Origin of the sequence: Neobacillus sp. NPDC097160 (genome assembly GCF_044762155.1) — a bacterium.
In the GTDB taxonomy this organism is placed as follows: Bacteria; Bacillota; Bacilli; order Bacillales; family Cytobacillaceae; genus Neobacillus.
In genome coordinates this window covers 83,620-96,614 of record NZ_JBIWDU010000009.1, presented here as the reverse complement: position 1 = coordinate 96,614, position 12,995 = coordinate 83,620, and the positions used below count along the sequence as shown (strand labels likewise).

Genomic DNA, 12,995 nt, shown 5'->3' with positions numbered 1-12,995 from the left:
AATGGCCTCCTGACATTTTACATCTATTAAAATTATTATGATCAAAAGTCATCCTAGAAACTTTGCTTGCTTTTAATTATCTGATAAAGTCATGTTTGCCATACACTTCTCATTTAACAGCATGTAAAACAGGTCTTCGAATAACTAAAACATCGCATTTAGCTGAACGTACGATTGCTTCAGATACGGAACCAGTCAAGAAACGTTCCACCGCATTTAACCCTGTTGCACCACACATAATTAAATCCGCCTTGGCTAAGTTAGCAATCTCGCTTGTAATAATCGTCTTTGGAGAACCATACTTGATTACTACCTTTACATTTTTAACACCCTCAGCCTCAGCCTCTGACTTGTAGCCATTTAACAGTTCCTCTGATGCCACCTGTGCACGCTCAACAACCGAGCGGTCATAAGCTTCGAATGAACGAGTATTGATTACATTTACTATGGTTAATATGGAATTTTTGTTACGTTTTGCAACATTAATGGATTTGCGAAATGCGTATTCAGCTTCTTTTGAACCGTCTACAGCGACTAGAATACTTTTATAATGTTCCATCTGCCATAATCCCCTTCTAACATGATTTTAAACCAGTTTTAAATTCTGCACCCTATATAAAGGTAGAGTGCAGAATGTAAGATTTTGCCATTATATTAATTAGTAGTAGGCTTTTTCATGAATAAAGACAGGACAACATTAACACTCGCTAATCCTAAACTAATAGTAAAGACTAGAGATGATCCAGCTGCTGTTGCTTGTGGTAAGTCATTGGCAGCAGTGGCTAGGTAACTGTTTTGTTTAGCTGATAAAAGCGAAACAATTACTGCAATACCAATCGCACCAGCTACTTGCTGGATCGTTTGAGTGATCGCAATTCCATCTGGATAGTACTGTTTTGGAAGAGAATTTAATGTGTTGGTTTGTACAGAAGCAAGCACTGCACCTATTCCTAACATCATGACAATGTGTGTTACCACAATCATCCATAAAGCCGTATCTGTCCCAAATTGTGAATAAAACACATAACCAATCGCTACTAAAATAGTTCCCGGTGTAATCACCGCTTTCGGACCATATTTATCAAATAAACGACCAATGGTTGGAGCTAAGATACAGTTAAGCAAGCTTCCTGGTAGAAGGACGAGACCTGTTGTAAATGCAGCTATTAATAGGACCATTTGCATATACATCGGTAAAATAACAAGCATGGATAACATATTAAAGAACGTGATAAAACTTGAGATAACGCCAATAACGAAAAGCGGGGTTTTAAATGCTCTTAGATTCAGCATAGGCGTCTCCATTTTCGTTTGACGAATGGTAAAAAGAATAAGTGCTACAAATCCAATGTTGATGGATCCAAGTACAGGTGGACTTGTCCAACCGGCATCCCCAGATACACTGAATCCGTAAACGACCCCACCGAATCCGATCGTTGAAAGAATAACCGATACTGCATCAATCGAAACCTTACGAACCTCATTCACATTCGGTAAATACTTAAGCCCGAAAAGTAGAGAAAATAGTAAGAAAGGTACTGTAACCCAGAAAATCCAATGCCAGGATAATGTATCTAAAATAAGTCCCGCAATTGTTGGACCTAAAGCTGGACCTGCTAACATAACTAAGCCCATAACTCCCATTGCGGCGCCTCGTTTATTTGGAGGGAAGATGGTGAAAATAACATTTTGCGTTAAAGGTAAAGCTATCGCTAATCCTGCTGCTTGGATAACACGTGCTACCAATAAAAGAATAAATACAGGTGCTACTGCGGCTATTATAGTCCCTATAAGGGATAGTGATATTGAAGTCAAGAACATTTGTCTTGTTGTAAACTTCTGCATCAAAATGCCTGTTACCGGCACTAAAATACCTAATGTTAAGAAATAGCCTGTTGCTAACCATTGGATAGTTGTAGCGTTGACATTGAATATTTGACTTAAATCTCCTAAGGCAATATTTAATGCTGTTTCACTAAAAAGTCCGACAAAGCCTGCCACTAACAGTGCAGCCATTATCGGGCCTGTTTTGATTTGTTGTTTCACGACCGGAGCTGTATAGATTTGTTTTTCCGCTATCGATTCTGTATTTATTTTTGTATTCACTTATAAATCTCCTTTAATAAAATATGGTATTACCGTAATCTTCATTGCGTTTTCGGTTTTCAGCGATGTCCATCTCTGTAGTACACCTCCAGATACTAACGGGGCTAATTTTGTAAAAAACAAGAAATTAATTAGTCAACCAAGTTGACTAACTTAGTTTAAAGAAAAACCACCCCTTTGTCAACCTCATTGACAAAGGGGTGGTTTTTCGTTTCTTTGGCAGCTTTTAGGGTTCGATTCCCCAATCTAACTTTAATAGGTCTTTAAGATTCTTTACCTGCTCAGCACCAATTTTTTCTGCAATTTTATTTTCAAGCTGGGCCTTAAGGGCCTCATTTTTCTCGTAGCATTCTTCTCCTAAAGCTGTTAACTGGATACACTTCTCTTTCTTGTTGTTTTCTAGATTATTGATTTCCACTAATCCCTTTGCAGAAAGATTTTTGATAAACTTATGTATCGCCTGGCGAGAAATTTCTACATTTTTTGTAACATACGAAATGGTAGGACGCTTTTTATAAATCCTGGCCATGATATACCATTCAGAATTTGAAATATAAATCTCACTTTTATCGTTCCATGCTTTCTCCGAGATTTTTCGGACTAAACTATGACGCTCGCTTATTAAATCGATAAGGTCCAAATTTTGTAATTCAGAGTTTGAAGTCAAACGATTCACTCCTATCATCATCTTCGCCACTTACTATACAAAATCGGCTATTTGCTGTCAATTTGGTTGACTCCCCAGTAATGGACAGTTCTCATGGTCTTCCTGTTAGTTCATACCATTTAAAATAGTCATATTCCTGTTTGTTATTGGAATTCTATTTATTGTTACGTCGCTGATTTTATTGATGCCCGGTAGTTCCGATCTTATTGCCGAATTAATTAAATAAAATAAGTTTTTCCAAAATAAGAGACAGGATCAAGGCTTTAAGGGGGGAAATGGCATGTCATCGATTTTATTAATAGGGCTTATTGGTGTAATACTTGTGATGTTCCTCAAAAATCCTATCATAAGCACACTTGGCGATAACAATAAGCTAGTCCAGTAACTAAGAAGTACAAAATGGTTTCAAAACCATTGGGGAACGGGAATATTCTTATTTGTCCTGAATGCCGTTCTATTTTTTTCAACGTATCTTATTCTTTATGTGTCCACGCATTTCATGATTCCATATATTCATTTACTGGTGATGTTCTTGGCAGTAATCGGAAGTATTTTTTTATGGATATTAATCAATAATGCATGGCAAGGAACAAGAAGAAATCGTTTGAAAATGGGGATCGTTGGCAGCAGTTTTTATATATTCTTAACAATTATTTTCATTTATATGTTTGTAACTCTTATACCGTCTTATCCAGGTGAAGATACATTTATGAGGGCATTTGGAATATTATTCGCAATGATCGTGACAACCGCTGCGTTTACTACGTGTTTTGTCATGACGGGATTTTCAAAAAAGAAAATATGAAAAAAACTCAAATCTTGATGTGGGGGTCTTACTGCCCGATAATACGGGATAAAAATTATTATAGAAATTCAGCGGAGCTGCATGAGGAATGAACATAGCAATAGGATATCGCGATGGCCATTTTTATTGCATTCATTTTCCAACAAATTTCTCAGCCGTTTTAGTCAAATAATTCCCGTTGTACTAAGGTTATTAGCATTTTTAATCAAACGATTGATTAGAAAAAAATAAACTAATCAAATGGTTGATTAAAACACCCGTTAAGCCTATGAATAAAGGGATGACCCCATAAAGCAGTAGAAAATGATGTCGAAAATAGGGGTAAATTTATTCCTTTCATTCGAAAATCATGGCGAATAACAACCCTTTTTAGCTAATTCTTTACTCTTCGAATGTGTAAGCCCCCCAATGCTATAACGCACTGGAGGGCTTACTTCTTTTCTATTTATCTTCCCTTAATAAATAATCATTTCCATCTTGATCTTTAAAGGAAAACATTGTGCCGAATGGCATTCTTAACATTTCCTCTACTTGTACGCCATTTTGTTTCATTTTCTCATATGCTGATTCGATATCTGTTGTACTGAAAAGTATAGACGGATGAGCCACTTTAGATGGCTGATGCTGTTCCATCGCTTCCTTAGAATACAGTACTAAAGTCATAAATTCGTCATCACTTGGTCCAACTTCAATCCAGGAGAAATCTGGTCCCATAGGCTGTTCCATTTTTAAGACAAAGCCAACTTTATTGATCCAAAAATCCTTTGCTGCTTCTTGATCCTCAACATAAACAGTAACTTTTCCTATTTTATTAATTATCACGTAAACCTCTCCTTTTACAAACATCTTTCTATTAAATCAGTTTACCAATCTGAAACCCATAAGGCAATTTCAGGTTATGCAGTTTTTTTCGCAAGTTCATATTCTTCGTGATATAAATAAGGAACCTCCCACTGAAGTGGATTGTCTTTATTTATCTCATTATCTCTTTCAGTTGGATACTGTAAATGAAATTTTATTCCAATGTAAAATCAAATAGATCGATTTGCTCTTCATTTGTTAGTAATATAAAATCTGTATGAAAATAAGTAGTACCAAAAATCATTTGTAAGTCTTCGTAATTGATTAAGTTTGCTTTTACTAATGTTTCATTGACTGTGTAAATATACACTGTAAAATTCTTTTGTAAGAAGGTAAAGAATTCATCAGCTGCAATGCCTGACCTTTCTATATATTCACTGTTAAATTCGATAAAACCGATCGCTGAATCACATTTTTTAAGTAACTCCGTCATTCCTTTTAAGACAAATGCCTCATATCCCTCAACATCTACCTTAAATAGCACTCTCCCATACGATAACTTTTGCTCGAACAGTGAATCAATGGTGATTGCAGAAACCGGTACCTTTTCAATCATATTATGAGATGGAATATAAGAGGCCGAAGAGGTGCCTGACCAGTGTTGATCGATATAGAATTCTTTTTGGACATCATTTTTATCTGAGGCCAAGGCATTAATAATGGTCATTTGGCCTTTATTCGGGTGGTTTTCTTTCGACTGATTAATGTATTGAATTAAGCGATGATTGGCCTCAATTCCAACTATTTTTGCGTGTTCGGGATAGATAGCAGAAAAGATACATTCACCATAATTTACACCAACATCAATGATCAATTCTGGTAAATAGGCTTCTACTGATTTATTCCAAAAATAAAAAAGTCTGTTTTGCGTTACGCCGCCACTAATCAATAATGCCCTGCCTCGATTCTCATTGGAATTAACATAAATCATAGTAGAAGATGGTAAAACAATTTTATTTGGCAGTTTATCACTCTTTAATGTTTTATATTTAAGTAAGATTCCGAAGTCAATGAGCAATCTCCAAATAGTAGGATGTTGTTCCCACATTTTCATAAACAATGGTTTCCGAACGAAAACTTTTTTTGAGATCAAAGTGTCTGTCCTCCTATTTTTGTGATGAAAACGGGAATAGCTTTATTATGATTTCTCTTAAATTTATGAAAGTCCTACAATGGATAGGTAGATTTACAAAAAATTAACCTTACGTAGACATGTACAATGGGCACAATCATTGCTTTCTGAGCTTTAGCTTTTTTATTTTAAGATGGTTACTTGGAGGAATTCTTTTATACGTTGCTCTTTTGGATGATCAAAGAATTCACTTGGCCGATTTCTTTCGATAATTCTGCCATCGTCCATGAGGACAATCCAATCAGCGACCTCACGGGCGAAGCCCATTTCATGGGTAACCACTACCATGGTCATTCCTTCATCGGCTAACTCCTTCATGGTTGCCAATACCTCACCAACAAGCTGCGGATCAAGGGCAGATGTCGGTTCATCAAAAAGCATGATATCCGGCTTCATGGCCAGCGATCTGGCAATTGCCACACGCTGTTTTTGACCGCCGGACAATTTACTTGGATAAACATTCGCCTTATCCTCAAGACCCACCGTTTGGCGGACATTGTTAATATTGTGGGTTTCCGGGCTAATCTCTTCCCTGCGGATTGAAATTCTCCCACCTTCCCTTTTTTCTAAAAAGTTAAGGCATCGCAGCAGAGTACTTTTGCCAGAGCCAGATGCAGAAGAACAGTCCCCATCTTTCATTCACGATGCTCGAAAGTTTTGCAAGCTGTATCTTCCACAGTATCAGCCTTTCTGCTGCCGTGTGGACCTATGACATAGATGGAGTCAGCCACACATTGGTCGCCATCTGCCCCATACTTGCAGTTTTTAACATTACATTTTACATCCAATTTCATATTGTGCCACCTCCTCTAAAAGGTTTTCTTATTTAATCCCCCCTTCAAAGTTAGTTGAAACAAGATTTTTCCACCTATGCTTTGACACTGCCAAAGTAGCGTTATGATTTTTTCAAAAAAATAGCCTAATCCCCAAAAGATTAGACTAATCATTTATTTTAATATCATGTTCGCATTGGTTCACATCCGTAATGATGGTTCATTAAAAGAAAAATTAAGATAAAATACAATAATTACAGCACCGAAGGCTATTTCGATTATTTCGATAAAGAGGATTGGATATTTGTGTTAAAATAAAAATCAAGATTGTAAGATAAATGGATTGAGAAAAAGGGGCATATATTGATGAAAGATTTCCATTGCTGTGCGACATGCCAGCATTTTAAAGTAGAGAAAAAAGCAGAAGGAATGAGATATTATTGCAGCCGATTAGGCTATGAAACAAAAACGAACCATAAATTTAATTGCTGGAGCCCTAAGGAGCAGGTGATAAAGTTAATGAAACAAAAATAGCCAAAATAATAAAGCCAATAAACCTCCAAAAAAAGATAGACTCCGCATTGAAAAACAATCAAAGTTGGGTCTAAATTAAATAGATTAAGATTTGAATATCTACTAATAATTCATGACTAAAAATTAGGGACTGACCAACAATTAATTTAGAATTTCTTTTGCTTTTATTATGCGAACACTCCGTTTTTTCTTGAAAGATTAATTCTTCAAAAATCTTATACAGTTCACTTCTATTATTCAGCAACTTCATTTGGAAATGTCGACAGAGGTTCAAATCATATAAAAAAGGAAGCCCCTCAACAAAGGGTTAGTTGCCTTTCTTTAAAACGAGTTATGTTTAAGATGACTAATTATATAACTTTTATTTAATTTCAATATCATTGACAGACTTTAATCCAACGGCATGGCGAGGCTCTTTTTCCTTCCCGCTTGCTAAAGCGAAGTAGGCTATGCCTCCTACGATAATAAGAGCAATTCCAAAGATAAAGACACTGCCATAACCGAATGAATTTACAGCAATTCCCAGCACAAATGCACCAATAGCCATTCCTAAATCCATTGAATTGAAGTACAACGAATTGGCGATTCCGACACGATGTTTTTCAACAGAACTAATAACCTGTGTTTGAAGTATTGGTGTAACAGAGCCATACCCAATTCCAATGATTGCACCTGCTAAAATAAATACTACAAGGGCAAATGGTGCAGCTTTTTTATCAATCAAATCATTAAGATCAAATCTTTTACTTGTTTTAGAAACTTTTTCTTGCTTCCCTTGTTCTGGAACATGAATAACCATTGATAGAAAGATATTAAATGCTGAAATGACAATACAAATAATGTATGCTGTGTTGTATGCTCCAATGTTAGCTAAGTTAAGACCTATAACTGGCCCAATAACCATCGCTAGTCCCATTGCTAATGAGAACCAGCTCAGTCCCTCCCCACGTCTTGAATCTGGGATGATTTCAGCACTGATTGTTCCTTTTACAGTGGTTATAATCCCAAAAGTAATTCCATGAAGTATCCTCAGGATAAATAATATCCAAATATTTGATACAAATGGATAAAATAGTGTGGCAATAAAAAATGCTGCTGCAGAATAAATCAATATTTTCTTTTGTGATCCTCCACTTACCCACTTCCCAGCAAATGGCCGAATAATAATAGCCGCAATTAAAAATAAGGTTAATAATAAACCAGCCTGATCTGCACCCCCGCCAAATTCTTTCGTTAATTGTATTGGAAGTGCTGTTAATTGGATATAAAATGCTAAAAAGATAAAAAAGCTGATAGTAGTGATATTTATGAAATCCTTAGTCCATAGTTTTGGTTTAACCGTGATATGGTCGATCCCAACCATGGGACGATTTCACTCGCATTTATCCAAACGCTTGGCTCAAGTTTTGTACCTGATTTAATCAGTGATTTTCAAAAAGAATTTCCCAACATTCAATTTCAATTATCTCAAAATATTTCAAGTAAAATTTTAAAGGAAATACATGCTGCTAACATTGACATTGGCTTCTGTTCACCGCTGGAACCCCAGGATGATCTGTGTTCCATTCCAGTCTTGACCGAAGAATTATTCCTAATTGTTCCTGTTGCTCACAGGCTGGCAGGAACAGAGCGAGTTAATTTAAGTGAAGTTGCGGACGAGCCGTTTATCTTTTTCAAACCTCAAACAGCCCTTCATGATTTAATAGAAAATCTCTGCAATGAAGCAGGATTCCACCCAAGGAAGGTTTTTGAAGGATATGAGGAGAGGACAGTCTCTGACCTAGTAGGGGCCAATCTGGGCGTTGCAATTGTACCGTACATCCCTAATCTCGACGAAAGTAAAATTTCAATGGTCCGCGTACAGTCACCAAAATGCTTTCGAGTAATCCAAATGGTATGGAGATTGAATGGATATATGTCTCCTGCCGTAATAAATTTTAAGGAATTTGTGGAGAAAAGGGCTATAGGTATGGCAAAGGAATGAACATAAAAAATAAATCTTATGTTTTTTCCTCTCTTCTGACATGTAAAAAAGCCCAGTCAACTTCTCAGCTTTTTAAACCTCGATGAATCAACAACTGAAATTTGCCATTGACTGATTGACCAGATCAAAGTTAATGTTGAAGGCAGCCTTAATTCACGACCGATTCTCGGCTCCCCCAATTGAATAGAAGCAGGTAATCCCTTATCGGGAACCTGCTTCTTCTTTTAAAACTATCTGCGACACGCATTCAACGTGTGCGGAGTGTATGTGGCAACACAATAAGATGTTGGTGAGTTTACCTTGCTGCTTTATTAACACCGCTAATTTGGGGCTTTAAATTTATTCTCTGTATATATGCAAAAATCATCATTAATTTTAATAATGATCTATATAAACATTCTTAGAAAAATCATATAATTAAGCTCATGAATATCTTCACTGTCATCTCCACTTGGCTGTGTACCATGACTATACCTATTCCGTAAATCCAAAGCATTATTGAAAGATGATTTATTCAAGTAGTAATTAATATAATCCTGTTCTGATAATCTTTATAATCACTAGCAGAAACTTCTTCATTCCTTAATAAATCGAAGAAATTATCATATTCTCTTCCTAAACTAACACTATTCTTCCCTTTAAAAAAAGTTAGCACCAATAGGCTCAAGGCTTCTATTAACAAAAGAGGCAATGTAAACAGAAGTAGACATATGACTAGTAATAAAAACTCTCCCATTCCCATTGCGATTGGAAAAGTTTTCGTGAAGCCATTGATGTTAAACATGAACTCCAAAAGATAAAGATTCGAGAGAATAATCCAAATACTTGTTCTCAGCTGAATGATAAATAGTGGAAAGATGTTACGAATCATATGTACAATAAAGATTCTACTTTTCCTAATTGCTTTAGCCTTGCGGTATAAAACATAGTCCCTATACTCTTCCCCTCTAGGGTCTTAATTAGAAATTGCATAAAAAACAGGGTTGGGAGGAAAAAGATGGTTACAATAGGCACAAAATAGGGCTTATGACCAAAGATGCCATATAGCTGCAAAAATTTCAGTCCAGTTGTTTTATAGAGTGTGATCACGAAAAACATAAAGAGAAAAATGACAAGTAAATCCGGAACGGACTCAAAAAAATCCGTCACTTTCCTGAACAGTTTCCCTATTTTTTGGGGTGCCATTTGCACCATTAACGCTCCCAGCATACCAACAATAATAACCACCATTAAGGATGCAAATACAATGGTCATCGAATAACGATAGCTTTCAGCCATATTCATTTGTTCAAATAAGCCCATGAATTGAGGATCCCTAATTTGAGTCAATTTTTGAATATTAATCTCAATAAATTTCCAAAACGGCTTAAAGTTAATCGTTAGTGTTTTCCCTATTCCTATTAATGTAGGTGTGCAAAAACAAAAAGGATTCTTGAAATCATGAGAACAATCCTAAGGGGCAGATCCAAATATTTTTTCATTTTTTACCTCTCTCACTTTTAAATTGTCCGATATAGATAACGAACCCTCTAAAGGAATTAGACGTGACAAAACTGGTCTTTGTTCACATTTTTATTAAAAATGAACTTTTTCATATTTCTCTCTTTTTACAAAAAAAGCTTGCCGACTTTAGTCTAAACTGCGACTTAATCAGCAAGCTTTTTCAATCATTAAAAATATAATAATGCCACTTTTTCTTTAGCTTCTAAGTTTTCAATCATTGAATACCAAGTCTCTGGTTTATTTGATAAGACGGTATAATAGCGTTTCAAAAATTTCACTATTAAGTCTGTTTGCAGTTCATTCCTTTCTCCATCCATTGGGAGGAAACATAGGTCTAGACCAGTTACAGCTTCTCCATCATTGTTCCAGGACGGGTGAACATATGGAGAATCCAGACGTTTGTATCCAAGGTGTGCCAGCACTTCACGACGAACATAAGGATCCATCGGCTTAACACCGCCAAATTCATAATGCTCTACACGATATGGGTCATAGATTTCAGCAAACATACCCATCAGTTTCTTCCCATTCGCTGCTGCTAATTCATTCAGGTCTTCTAGTCTTATATTCGCTAAAAATGGACCGATGCCCAAGCCTGCTTGGCCAATAATTGTAAAATCCGTCATTGCTACATTAAAGTCTTCATAATAACGGTACTCAGTTGCGCCCACTACTTTTCCTTCATGAACAGCGACAAAAACACGGATACCTGGATCTTCTAACGGTTCTTTCCAAAGATCAAATTCTAGTACTTCTTCTGGGGGGAACACATCTTGCATTAATTGATGCATTTGTTTAAATAACGGATCGTTGATATTGGTAATTCTACTATATTCCATTGGATCATCTCCTTTTCTTTATTTTGAATGGGAAAACGGATTTTTCCATTCCATTAGCGTGCCATAATTATACGATTCTTCATCCTCTAAATAATTTGCTACTACTTTTACTGGTGTACGGCCGCAACGGAGGAGAAAAGTGATAACTGGATCCTTCAGCTCCCCTTTTACCACAGCATCTATATATTGTTCAGGTGACTTTTCATTCGCATGTTTGTGATAACCTGGCATCCTACCCCCACCAAGCAGTCTTTCCAACCCCAAATGAACAACAACATCATACATAGAAAACATCAACCACTTGCCTAAACCTAACTTTCGAAAAGATGGACGGACACCTATATCGACAACGTAAAAGGTATTCCCTTTAGGGTTGTGGTTCCGGATATAGCCATTATCCGTTATTTCTTCCCAGGAATGTTCTGGATGTTGAGGATCAAATTCGACAAGAAGTCCAGTCATAGACCCAGCTATTTCACCATCCACTTCGATACATAAAGCTCCCTGTGGAAAAAGAGTCACATGATTATTTAGTTGCTCTTCATCCCACCATAATTCAGATGGAAATGGAGGAGGAAAGCTTTCCTGTTGAATACGAATTAAGTCAGGAAAGTCCTTCTTTTCATAATTTCGGATGACAACTGGAACAGGTTTGTCTTGGTCAAAAACGAAAAATTCTTTTCGATACATGAGGAGTCCCCCATTTCATTGATAAATCAGCTTATTTTGTTTCCCAATCTGGGTAAAGATCTGTACGTCGGTCACGCCATGTGGTCACCGATCCTTTTTCACGAACTTGATATAATAGCTCTAAATTCAAGTCTGCTGTAACGATCATATCCTGATTAATCTCACCTTCTACCAAAATCCCTTTTGGCGGGAATGGAATGTCATTTGGTGTGATGACAACTGCCTGGCCAAAATTGGCACGCATGAAATCAACGGTTGGCAGCGCACCGACCGTACCAGTTGTGACAACATAGACTTGATTTTCGATGGCTCTTGCATGACTTGTGTAACGAACACGGTGAAAGCCGTGGCGATCGTCTGTACATGATGGACAGAAAATGACATCTGCTCCTTTTGCCTTTGCCATACGAACGATTTCCGGAAATTCAATGTCATAGCACGTTAACATAGCAATTTTCCCTTTTTCAGTCTCGAAAACTTCCAGACCGTCTCCGGGACTCATATTCCACTCATGTACCTCTGTTGGAGTTATATGAAGTTTCGCTTGTTCCACCACTCTTCCATCCGGGTAAAACATATGAGCAACGTTATAAAGGCGATCATTCTTACGGGTCACATGTGTTCCACCTATAATGTGCATCTTATATTGTTTGGCAAGTTCGATAAATAACGACCGGTACTGATCGGTATAATCAGGTAATTCTTGGATGGTTAATGCTTCCCCTTTATCGTTGCCAATGGACATAAGTTGAGTAGTGAAAAATTCAGGGAAGATGATAAAATCGGATCCGAATTCTTCTGCTGTTTTTATATAATGCTCCACCTGGTCTGCAAACTCTTTAAAAGAGCTAATGGTATGAAGATAATACTGAACGGCTGATACTCTCATTTGCATACAATCCCCTACTTTCTATTTGTCATAATCATTTAATCCTATTATTAGCGAAATGAAAAATTTGAACAAGTACGCACTTTTTCATTACATAGTGTAAAAAAATATACTGTAAAATTTATATAGTTTCCCATACCTTATTTTATTTGGATAAAATAATCTTTTCTTTTACATACTAAAAGGAAGAATTACCATTACACTTTTTCTAA

The 12,995-nt window shown here is 36.5% G+C and carries 16 protein-coding genes; 3 read left to right on the top strand and 13 right to left on the bottom strand.

What is annotated here, in order from left to right:
• Positions 1–109: 109 nt before the first annotated feature.
• The 3 genes from ACIQXV_RS14390 to ACIQXV_RS14380 form a co-directional block, all read right to left on the bottom strand.
• On the bottom strand, positions 110–559 hold the full coding sequence (locus ACIQXV_RS14390; RefSeq protein WP_402959903.1) for a universal stress protein: 450 nt from the start codon (positions 557–559) through the stop codon (positions 110–112).
• 95 nt (positions 560–654) lie between these two features.
• The gene (locus tag ACIQXV_RS14385; protein ID WP_402960038.1) at positions 655–2,016 is read right to left on the bottom strand and encodes a DHA2 family efflux MFS transporter permease subunit; all 1,362 of its coding nucleotides are present in this window, start codon (positions 2,014–2,016) and stop codon (positions 655–657) included.
• A 316-nt stretch (positions 2,017–2,332) separates the two neighbouring features.
• The gene (locus ACIQXV_RS14380; RefSeq protein WP_402960037.1) at positions 2,333–2,791 is read right to left on the bottom strand and encodes a MarR family winged helix-turn-helix transcriptional regulator; all 459 of its coding nucleotides are present in this window, start codon (positions 2,789–2,791) and stop codon (positions 2,333–2,335) included.
• Between the two features lie 514 nt (positions 2,792–3,305).
• On the opposite strand from ACIQXV_RS14380, the gene ACIQXV_RS14375 reads away from it, so the two are divergent.
• Positions 3,306–3,578 carry a hypothetical protein gene (locus ACIQXV_RS14375; RefSeq protein WP_402959902.1) on the top strand — a complete coding sequence of 91 codons (273 nt, stop codon included), beginning with the start codon at positions 3,306–3,308 and terminating at the stop codon, positions 3,576–3,578.
• A gap of 441 nt (positions 3,579–4,019) precedes the next feature.
• Here ACIQXV_RS14375 and ACIQXV_RS14370 read toward each other — a convergent pair whose 3' ends face one another.
• The 4 genes from ACIQXV_RS14370 to ACIQXV_RS14355 all read right to left on the bottom strand — a co-directional run bounded on the left by ACIQXV_RS14370 (position 4,020) and on the right by ACIQXV_RS14355 (position 6,365).
• Positions 4,020–4,397 carry a VOC family protein gene (locus ACIQXV_RS14370; RefSeq protein ID WP_402960036.1) on the bottom strand — a complete coding sequence of 126 codons (378 nt, stop codon included), beginning with the start codon at positions 4,395–4,397 and terminating at the stop codon, positions 4,020–4,022.
• Positions 4,398–4,593: 196 nt separating this feature from the next.
• Positions 4,594–5,532: an FkbM family methyltransferase gene (locus ACIQXV_RS14365; RefSeq protein WP_402959901.1), complete on the bottom strand. Its 939-nt coding sequence runs from the start codon at positions 5,530–5,532 to the stop codon at positions 4,594–4,596.
• Positions 5,533–5,694: 162 nt separating this feature from the next.
• Positions 5,695–6,210, bottom strand: a complete 516-nt coding sequence (locus ACIQXV_RS14360) for an amino acid ABC transporter ATP-binding protein (RefSeq protein ID WP_402959900.1) — start codon at positions 6,208–6,210, stop codon at positions 5,695–5,697.
• Complete coding sequence (locus ACIQXV_RS14355; protein ID WP_402959899.1) at positions 6,207–6,365, bottom strand: DUF1540 domain-containing protein; 159 nt, start codon at positions 6,363–6,365, stop codon at positions 6,207–6,209. Before ACIQXV_RS14355 ends, ACIQXV_RS14360 begins: the two co-directional genes overlap by 4 nt.
• A 345-nt stretch (positions 6,366–6,710) precedes the next feature.
• Between ACIQXV_RS14355 and ACIQXV_RS14350 the strand changes: the two genes are divergently transcribed.
• Positions 6,711–6,878, top strand: a complete 168-nt coding sequence (locus tag ACIQXV_RS14350) for a hypothetical protein (protein ID WP_402959898.1) — start codon at positions 6,711–6,713, stop codon at positions 6,876–6,878.
• Between the two features lie 361 nt (positions 6,879–7,239).
• Here the strand turns inward: ACIQXV_RS14350 and ACIQXV_RS14345 are convergent, their stop codons facing one another.
• Entirely contained in the window at positions 7,240–8,241 is a 1,002-nt protein-coding gene (locus tag ACIQXV_RS14345; protein WP_402959897.1) for an MFS transporter, read from the bottom strand.
• Here ACIQXV_RS14345 and ACIQXV_RS14340 point away from each other — a divergent pair.
• On the top strand, positions 8,224–8,862 hold the full coding sequence (locus tag ACIQXV_RS14340; protein WP_402959896.1) for a LysR substrate-binding domain-containing protein: 639 nt from the start codon (positions 8,224–8,226) through the stop codon (positions 8,860–8,862). The two genes, ACIQXV_RS14345 and ACIQXV_RS14340, sit on opposite strands and share 18 nt — an antisense overlap.
• 514 nt (positions 8,863–9,376) lie before the next feature.
• On the opposite strand, the gene ACIQXV_RS14335 is transcribed toward ACIQXV_RS14340, so the two are convergent.
• From ACIQXV_RS14335 to ACIQXV_RS14315, 5 genes are all read right to left on the bottom strand, one after another.
• The gene (locus ACIQXV_RS14335) at positions 9,377–9,742 is read right to left on the bottom strand and encodes a hypothetical protein (RefSeq protein ID WP_402960035.1); all 366 of its coding nucleotides are present in this window, start codon (positions 9,740–9,742) and stop codon (positions 9,377–9,379) included.
• On the bottom strand, positions 9,730–10,164 hold the full coding sequence (locus ACIQXV_RS14330) for a hypothetical protein (protein WP_402959895.1): 435 nt from the start codon (positions 10,162–10,164) through the stop codon (positions 9,730–9,732). The genes ACIQXV_RS14335 and ACIQXV_RS14330 overlap by 13 nt, the downstream gene beginning before the upstream one ends.
• 368 nt (positions 10,165–10,532) lie before the next feature.
• Positions 10,533–11,204 (bottom strand): GNAT family N-acetyltransferase, encoded by a 672-nt coding sequence (locus ACIQXV_RS14325; RefSeq protein WP_402959894.1) that lies wholly within the window; start codon positions 11,202–11,204, stop codon positions 10,533–10,535.
• Between the two features lie 18 nt (positions 11,205–11,222).
• Complete coding sequence (locus ACIQXV_RS14320; RefSeq protein ID WP_402959893.1) at positions 11,223–11,894, bottom strand: GNAT family N-acetyltransferase; 672 nt, start codon at positions 11,892–11,894, stop codon at positions 11,223–11,225.
• A 31-nt stretch (positions 11,895–11,925) separates the two neighbouring features.
• Positions 11,926–12,789 (bottom strand): carbon-nitrogen hydrolase family protein, encoded by an 864-nt coding sequence (locus tag ACIQXV_RS14315; protein ID WP_402959892.1) that lies wholly within the window; start codon positions 12,787–12,789, stop codon positions 11,926–11,928.
• Between the last annotated feature and the right edge of the window lie 206 nt (positions 12,790–12,995).